This is a genomic window from Mesorhizobium sp. M0522, from assembly GCF_040321085.1.
In the GTDB taxonomy this organism is placed as follows: Bacteria; Pseudomonadota; Alphaproteobacteria; order Rhizobiales; family Rhizobiaceae; genus Mesorhizobium.
In genome coordinates, this window is the sequence record NZ_JAMYQW010000081.1 from 1 (window position 1) to 7234 (window position 7234).

The window sequence follows — 7234 nt, forward strand, 5'->3', positions numbered from 1 at the left end:
TTTTTTTTTTATTAATCTCTCTTAATCTTTTTTGCCGCCTTGTGGTTTTAGCCCCGCCCCGTTCCGCGCATTTTGGTGGGGGGCGGGGGCCCGGCCGCGCCCCCGGTACTCAACGCTTACTTCAGTTCGACCTTGGCGCCGGCTGCTTCCAGCTGGGCCTTGAACTTGTCCGCGTCGGCCTTGGAAACGGCTTCCTTGACCGGCTTCGGAGCCGCCTCGACCAGGTCCTTGGCTTCCTTGAGGCCAAGACCGGTGATGGCGCGAACTTCCTTGATGACGTTGATCTTCTGAGCGCCTGCCTCGGTGAGGACGACGTCGAATTCCGTCTTTTCCTCGACCGGAGCAGCAGCGGCCGCAGCGCCGCCGGCAGCGGCAACCGCCACCGGAGCAGCGGCGGAAACGCCCCACTTTTCTTCAAGAAGCTTCGACAGCTCGGCCGCCTCGAGGACGGTCAGCTTCGAAAGGTCGTCTACGATCTTTGCCAGATCAGCCATTGCAATGTTCCTTCATAAGGTTCGAACGTGTGTTTGTGATAGCGAGGAACGGCCTCATGCCGCCTCGTCCTTCCGGGCGTAAGCGCCGATGACGCGCGCGACCGAAGCCGCAGGCGCATTGACGATCTGGGCGATCCGGGTTGCCGGCGTGGCGATCATGCCAACCAGCCTGGCGCGCAGCTCATCGAGCGACGGAAGTGTGGCGAGTGCCTTCACACCGTCGGCATTGAGCGAGGTGGTACCCATTGCGCCGCCGAGAATGACGAGCTTGTCATTTCCCTTGGCGAAATCGGACGCGACCTTCGGCGCCGCAATCGGATCCTCCGAATAGGCGATCAGCGTCTGTCCCTTGAACAGCTCGATGATCGATGCGGAGTCCGTGCCCTGAAGAGCGATTTTGGCGAGACGGTTCTTCGCGACTTTGACGGTGCCACCGGCGGCGCGCATTTTCGACCGAAGGTCGTTCATTTGCGCGACGGTGATACCGGCGTAGTGGGCCACGACGACTGAACCAGCGCTTGAGAACGCATCATTCAGGCCCGTGACGAGTTCGCGTTTTTCCGCTCTGTCCACTGCCTATCTCCAGTTGACCCCTGCCCTCTACGAAGGACAGGCGTCGGGTTGCCTTTTGCCGGCCGGGCCATCCAGTAACGGATCTCCCGAACGACGCTCGAGGATCCTGCCCCCTTTCGCCACACCTGCCGGCAAGCCGGACGGTGCGCAGACAAAAGGCAAACACGGTTCGAACCTTTCATTGGAGCTTGTGGCTCCTTTGTCCGGTCTTCACCCGTCTCATGCAGGCCCACATGAATTAAGGCCCACATCACCTAAGGCTTGGGGGCCGCCTGCAATCTCGGACAGGATGTCCGGAAGCCTTTCGACTTCCGGTACCGGGCCGCCGACAGGTCGGAGGCCCGGAATTCTTTCACGGATCAGCGTTTTAGCGGCCGATCCAATTGTTCGTATCAGGACGCTGCGAGCGTCGAGACGTCGAGCTTGAGGCCCGGGCCCATCGTCGAGGTGACCGACACCTTCTTGACGTAGTTGCCCTTGGCACCAGCCGGCTTTGCCCTGGTCACCGCGTCAGCGAAGGCGCGGACGTTTTCTTCCAGCGCCTTGACGTCGAACGAGACCTTGCCGACGCCGGCGTGAACGATGCCGGCCTTCTCGACGCGGAACTCGACGGCGCCGCCCTTCGATGCCTTGACGGCGGCGGTAACGTCGGTGGTGACGGTGCCGACCTTCGGGTTCGGCATCATGCCGCGCGGACCGAGCACCTTGCCGAGACGGCCGACCAGCGGCATCATGTCCGGCGTGGCGATGCAGCGGTCGAAGTCGATCGTGCCCTTCTGGACGATGTCGACCAGATCCTCGGCTCCGACGATGTCGGCGCCGGCGGCCTTGGCCTCCTCGGCCTTGTCGCCACGCGCGAACACGGCGACGCGAACGCTGCGGCCGGTGCCGTTCGGCAGGTTGACCACGCCGCGGACCATCTGGTCGGCATGGCGCGGGTCGACGCCGAGGTTCATCGCGACTTCGATCGTCTCGTCGAACTTCACCGAGGAGCGATCCTTGAGCAGCTTCAGCGCCTCACCCAAAGCATAAGCCTTGTTGGGATCGATGCCTTCGCGGGTCTTCGATACACGCTTTGCAATCTTTGCCATGATCTCAGCCCACCACTTCCAGACCCATCGAGCGGGCGGAGCCCTCGACCATGCGCATGGCCGCCTCGACGTCGTTTGCGTTCAGATCCTTCATCTTCTGCTCGGCGATGGCGCGCACCTTGTCGCGGCCGATCGTGCCAGCCTTGACCTTGCCCGGCTCCTTCGAGCCCGACTTCAGGTTGGCAGCCTTCTTCAGGAAGTAGCTCACCGGCGGCGTCTTCATGACGAAGGTGAACGACTTGTCCTGGTAGTAGGTGATGACGACCGGAACCGGCGAGCCCTTTTCCATTTCCTGGGTCTGCGCGTTGAACGCCTTGCAGAACTCCATGATGTTGATGCCACGCTGACCAAGCGCCGGGCCGATCGGGGGCGACGGCGTGGCCGATCCCGCGGAAACCTGGAGCTTGAGCTGGCCTGCAATTTTCTTAGCCATCTCTCTTCCTGCCTTTTCTCATGCCGGTCTTGCCGGCGGTTGCAGTCTGGTGGTGCGGTCCGCGCGGCCGGCTAAAGCCGCATTCGCCTCCCACCCGTTTTTGGCCGCGCGATCTCCGCGCCGCCTTCCCTGCCGCCGAAACCGGTGCAGGGATTTCGGATCAGCCCTTCTCGACCTGTCCGAATTCCAGATCGACCGGCACGGCGCGCCCGAAGATCGAAACTTCCACCTTGAGCCGCGCCCGCTCTTCGTCCACTTCCTGGACGAAACCGTTGAACGACGCGAATGGTCCATCCGAAACGCGGATCGCTTCGCCGATCTCGAACGTCACCGACGGCTTCGGCCGCTCGACGCCTTCCTGAACCTGGTTCAGGATACGCTGGGCTTCGGCTTCGGTGATCGGCACCGGCTTGGAGTCGCCCAGGAAACCGGTGACCTTCGGCGTGTTCTTGACGAGCGAGAACACGGCATCGGTCAGATTGGCTTTCAGCAGCACATAGCCCGGAAAGAACTTGCGCTCGGCATCGACCTTGCGGCCGCGGCGGATCTCGACGACCTTCTCGGTCGGCACCACGATCTGCTCGATGTCGGCGGACAGGCCCTTCTGCTTGGCCTTGTTCTCAATGTCCTCGGCAACCTTCTTTTCAAAGTTCGAGTAGGCGTGGACGATGTACCACCGCGCGGTCATTTCAAGACTTCTCCGTAATCGCCGGACTTACTGTCCGAGGCCGAGGATTTTTTCGACCGCAAAGCCCATGGCCACGTCTGCGGTAAAGAAAAAGATCATCGCGATGACCGCGAACACAAGGACCATCACCGTCGAGATCATCGTTTCGCGCCGCGACGGCCAAGTGACCTTGGCGGTCTCCGCGCGAACCTGCTGGAGAAAGGTGAAAGGATTTGTGGTTTTCGAAGCCATATGCCGCTCTGTCTGCAAGACCCGTTGGCCGGGTCTCCTGGATGATCCCGCTGGCCGGGACGTGCCGCTTGAGCGTGCGTTCGCGCCGAATCAGCGCAATCATTTCGCCCATGCAAATCAGACGCGTAAAGCCGGCTTCCCAGCTCCACGCGTCGCGTGTCTGTTTCGTCTACATAAAACCGATTCTTGATCCACGCAAGTGGCAAGTGTCCGCTTTATGCCCAAACGCCGCCTCGGAACCATCCAGTCGTTCCGTCCCGGCTATGCGGCCCTTATGCCGCAACTTATGCTATATGGCAAGTCACAAGCCGGTTTTCAAAGGCCGCACTGCAAAAGAATCGTTTTTAGGTATCCATTCAAAGAATGGCACGGGCAGCAGGGCTCGAACCTACGACCTGCGGTTTTGGAGACCGCCGCTCTACCAACTGAGCTATGCCCGTATGCGCATGTCGGCGCAGCAGGCGCTTCCTAAAAGCTTCCGCGCGCTCTGTAAAGAGCGACGTGCGCTACCCGGCCTTCATCTTCGAAAGTCCAGGCGTCCTCCCGGCCATTTCCCGTCGATCCGTTGATTGCTGACGATCAAGCCGACCCAGGGACGCACGATTTTCGGGTCGGTCAGATTGATATATTTTCCGACCAGCCCTTTCGCACCCTGCCGCCGCGCATCGATGAGCCCCTTGCGCACGCCACCATGCCAATCGAACAGCAGGTAAACCCTCTCTCCCGCCGTCTTCACCTCGCCCCGGCCGGACTTCCATTTATCCTCGGTATCGCCCGGGATCGTGGGATCGGCACCGCCGTTCCATCGGCTGGACCAGCTGCCTTCGACGGTGTCGTTGCGGTCGCGGTCGCTTTCGGTGCCCGATGCCTCGGCATTTTCATCGCTTGGAGTTCCCTCCAGTTTCACGCCGGCGGCGAACGCCGACACCTCCTCGTCGTCGGGAGTGGGGACGTCCATGACGCCAAACGGATTTCGGATTCCGCGGTTGCTGTCAGAATTTGCTTTGCTGTCCGATCCCATCGCAGGCCTCCGGTTTTTCAGCGCGGCCTCCGCCGGCCACGGTGGCCTCAAACCGTTCCAGCCTGGCGGACCGAACCATTCACCGCCACCCATTTCCCGCAAATCGGGTCCTGGCGGCAGGGTTTTCGACCGATTCGCGCCCCGGTCAGTCTCCCGAAGGCGGCTTGTAGGGGCCGCGTGGCACCCCCCAACCCCAGGCCGGCATTGGTTCGGTCTCGGGATCGCAGGTCGGGCCCTTGTTGGAGTTCATCTTGGCCAGCCGCGATCCCCATTCGACATAGGCCATGAAGGCCGAGCGGAATTCGGGATCGTCAGGCAACCCGATCTCGTCGGCGGCGTCGGCGAGAAGATTGATCCAGCGCCGGCGCTGCTCCTCGGTCAGATGCTTGCCAAGATGATGCATCACCATCTCGCGATGGCCGCCGTGCTTTTCGCTGTAGGTTTTCGGTCCACCAAAAACTTCGCCGATGAAAGCCGCGACGTGAGCGGGATGATCCGGCGACATATGCTTGAACACCGGCCCGACGATGGGGTCCCGAGAGACGTTGTCGTAGAAGGTCTGGGTCAGGCGGTTCAGCGCTTCGGAGCCGCCGGCCCATTCAAACAATGTCGGGACATCCTGGCTCATTCGCGATCCCTCCCATGCTGGTCTTCAACCGTGGCTGACGATAGCGGAAACATCGCGCGCCGCTCAACCTGCCTCGATGGGCAGTCGGCCGCAATGCCCGCGTTACGATTTGACCGGCGTGCTGGCCTGAGCCTTGGCGCCCGAGGCTTCGCGGCAGTTTTCCGGCCGTGGCTCCGATCTGCAGATGCCGGGGCCTGTCAATTCGTCTGCCGATTGATGCCCGGTTATCAGCCCGTATTTCAGCATCCTGTCGAGTTCGAGCTGCCGTTCGACTGAATACAGCTGAATTGCGGTAAACAGACCGGGGCCGATGGCCATGTCCTCGAGATAGGCCTTGACCTTTTGCTCCTGCCCTACCGAATGCACGCTCAACTGTGCACGCGGGCCGACCAGGCGTTTGACACCGCCGGCGAGCATGATCGGACAGGCCGAGCCGCAACCGCCGCCGGCATCGACCGTCAGCCCGTTGTAGACGCCGTCTTCGGCCGTGCAGTCGGCCTGCCGCGGCTCGCAGCCAATGAAATCCGTCCGCGCCACAGCGACGTCGAGCTTGCGTTCGCGGATCAGCCTTCCGGCCGCCAAAGCACCGAGCACATCACCACCCGGCGAGTTGATAACGATGGGCAGGCGCCGGTCGCCGACGCTGTCAAGCAGTTGGCGCAATTTTTCGGGCGTGTCAGCGGTAATCGCGCCTTCCGCCGAGATCCATTCCGGGCAGTTGGGATTGCACAGCGGATTGCTGCCGCGAACCACAACGAAGCGCATCTCCGGCGCCCCATTCCCTGGCGCTGCCTCGACCGGCTGGGTAGGTGCCGCCTTCGCCGGCTGAGAAAGTGGGACTTGAGCCGGTTGAGAAGGTCTGGCCTTCGCATCGATCGCTGCCACCTCGGCCGGCTTGGCATTCGCAGGGATTTCCTTGCAGTTCGCCGGCGCCGGGCTCCGCCGGCATATGGCTGCTTCCGTCAGGATGTCGACGGACTCGAGGCTGGTGACGAGCTTCATCGCCAGCATATCTCCCGGCTTGATCTGCCTTATATCGCTGGCTGGCGTTGCCTTCATGATATCCAGCACGCCCTTATCAATACCCATCTCCTTCAGATAGGCCGATAGCCGCCTCTCCAGCGGCTTGTTCATCTCGTAGGTCTTGTAGCTGCCGGCGTCTCTTCGGCTGACGATCCGGGTGCTGAGGATCTTTTTCTTGCCCTTCACCATGCGATAGGTGGTGCGGTACAGCAGTTTCGTCCGGATGTAGGTCGTGGTGATCTGATGGACGCCGAGAAAGGCCCATTCCCCGACCACGCGCCGGATGCCACCGGAAAACATCAACGGACAGGCGGAATTACAGATGGCGCCGTTGGCATAGGCATCGCCGAAATAACGGGCGCCCTTGCCGTCGTTTTCCTTGCAGTTCTTCATATCTGGCAGACAGCCGACGAAGCCGGTTTTACCGACGGCGATATCGAGCTTGTTCTTGCGGATCAGGCGGCCAAGTGTCAGCGCAGCTTCGACATTGCCGCCGGGGGAATCGACGACGATCGGCAGCTTTCGGCCGCCAAGCGCTTTCAGCGCGCGTTTGAACAGGGCCGGCGTGCCGGCTTCTATCGAGCCTTCCGCCGATATCCATTCCGGACAGGTCGGCTCGCAGCCCGGCGCGCTGCTGCGCACGACGACGAACCGCATCGTCGGGCCGAAATCCGGCGCGGATTTTTCCGGCGTGGATTTCTTTGCATCCGCTGCGAAGGCAGCGTGGCCCATGGCAAGCAACGACACCAGGCAGATCAGCCCTAGCGACCACCATGCCTGACTATGCAAACGGCGCCATGGAACCATTCGGGCAGCCCCCTCGATGCAACCTATACTAGTTATGGCAGAGGCGCTTGCAACAGGATTTGAAGCAATGCGGTTAATCCATTGCCAGAATATCGGAATCAAAAAGGGCGGCCCGAAGACCGCCCCTTTGCATCCGATCTCAACCGGCAGCGCCGGCGACTACTCTTTGATGGTGACGACGATGCCGGCACCGACGGTGCGGCCGCCTTCACGGATGGCGAAGCGCAGCTTCTCTTCCATGGCGA

The 7234-nt window shown here is 61.6% G+C and carries 10 protein-coding genes and 1 tRNA gene; all 11 read right to left on the minus strand.

Annotated features, from left to right (window positions below):
• Positions 1–116: 116 nt before the first annotated feature.
• Positions 117–494, minus strand: a complete 378-nt coding sequence (rplL, locus tag NKI58_RS35125; protein WP_023680442.1) for a 50S ribosomal protein L7/L12 — start codon at positions 492–494, stop codon at positions 117–119.
• Between the two features lie 54 nt (positions 495–548).
• Positions 549–1067, minus strand: a complete 519-nt coding sequence (gene rplJ / locus NKI58_RS35130) for a 50S ribosomal protein L10 (RefSeq protein WP_008875657.1) — start codon at positions 1065–1067, stop codon at positions 549–551.
• A gap of 392 nt (positions 1068–1459) precedes the next feature.
• Positions 1460–2158, minus strand: a complete 699-nt coding sequence (rplA, locus tag NKI58_RS35135) for a 50S ribosomal protein L1 (protein ID WP_023680441.1) — start codon at positions 2156–2158, stop codon at positions 1460–1462.
• Between the two features lie 4 nt (positions 2159–2162).
• Positions 2163–2591: a 50S ribosomal protein L11 gene (gene rplK / locus NKI58_RS35140; protein WP_023680440.1), complete on the minus strand. Its 429-nt coding sequence runs from the start codon at positions 2589–2591 to the stop codon at positions 2163–2165.
• Between the two features lie 160 nt (positions 2592–2751).
• Positions 2752–3279: a transcription termination/antitermination protein NusG gene (nusG, locus tag NKI58_RS35145; protein ID WP_006333333.1), complete on the minus strand. Its 528-nt coding sequence runs from the start codon at positions 3277–3279 to the stop codon at positions 2752–2754.
• A 27-nt stretch (positions 3280–3306) separates the two neighbouring features.
• Positions 3307–3510: a preprotein translocase subunit SecE gene (secE, locus tag NKI58_RS35150; RefSeq protein ID WP_023680439.1), complete on the minus strand. Its 204-nt coding sequence runs from the start codon at positions 3508–3510 to the stop codon at positions 3307–3309.
• 364 nt (positions 3511–3874) lie between these two features.
• Positions 3875–3950 (minus strand) — tRNA-Trp (locus NKI58_RS35155).
• Between the two features lie 77 nt (positions 3951–4027).
• Positions 4028–4531 carry a hypothetical protein gene (locus NKI58_RS35160; protein ID WP_352789667.1) on the minus strand — a complete coding sequence of 168 codons (504 nt, stop codon included), beginning with the start codon at positions 4529–4531 and terminating at the stop codon, positions 4028–4030.
• Positions 4532–4676: 145 nt separating this feature from the next.
• The gene (locus NKI58_RS35165; protein ID WP_352789670.1) at positions 4677–5159 is read right to left on the minus strand and encodes a group II truncated hemoglobin; all 483 of its coding nucleotides are present in this window, start codon (positions 5157–5159) and stop codon (positions 4677–4679) included.
• 102 nt (positions 5160–5261) lie between these two features.
• Positions 5262–6989, minus strand: a complete 1728-nt coding sequence (locus NKI58_RS35170; protein ID WP_352789673.1) for a COG3904 family protein — start codon at positions 6987–6989, stop codon at positions 5262–5264.
• A 159-nt stretch (positions 6990–7148) separates the two neighbouring features.
• The coding region (locus tag NKI58_RS35175) for an EF-Tu C-terminal domain-related protein (protein ID WP_455749504.1) at positions 7149–7234 on the minus strand (86 nt) is incomplete at its 5' end.

Coding starts and splice junctions, on each gene's coding strand:
- rplL (WP_023680442.1), bottom strand. CDS start 494: ATGGCTGATCTGGCAAAGATCGTAGACGACCTTTCGAAGCTGACCGTC.
- rplA (WP_023680441.1), bottom strand. CDS start 2,158: ATGGCAAAGATTGCAAAGCGTGTATCGAAGACCCGCGAAGGCATCGAT.
- rplK (WP_023680440.1), bottom strand. CDS start 2,591: ATGGCTAAGAAAATTGCAGGCCAGCTCAAGCTCCAGGTTTCCGCGGGA.
- nusG (WP_006333333.1), bottom strand. CDS start 3,279: ATGACCGCGCGGTGGTACATCGTCCACGCCTACTCGAACTTTGAAAAG.
- secE (WP_023680439.1), bottom strand. CDS start 3,510: ATGGCTTCGAAAACCACAAATCCTTTCACCTTTCTCCAGCAGGTTCGC.
- NKI58_RS35160 (WP_352789667.1), bottom strand. CDS start 4,531: ATGGGATCGGACAGCAAAGCAAATTCTGACAGCAACCGCGGAATCCGA.
- NKI58_RS35165 (WP_352789670.1), bottom strand. CDS start 5,159: ATGAGCCAGGATGTCCCGACATTGTTTGAATGGGCCGGCGGCTCCGAA.
- NKI58_RS35170 (WP_352789673.1), bottom strand. CDS start 6,989: ATGGTTCCATGGCGCCGTTTGCATAGTCAGGCATGGTGGTCGCTAGGG.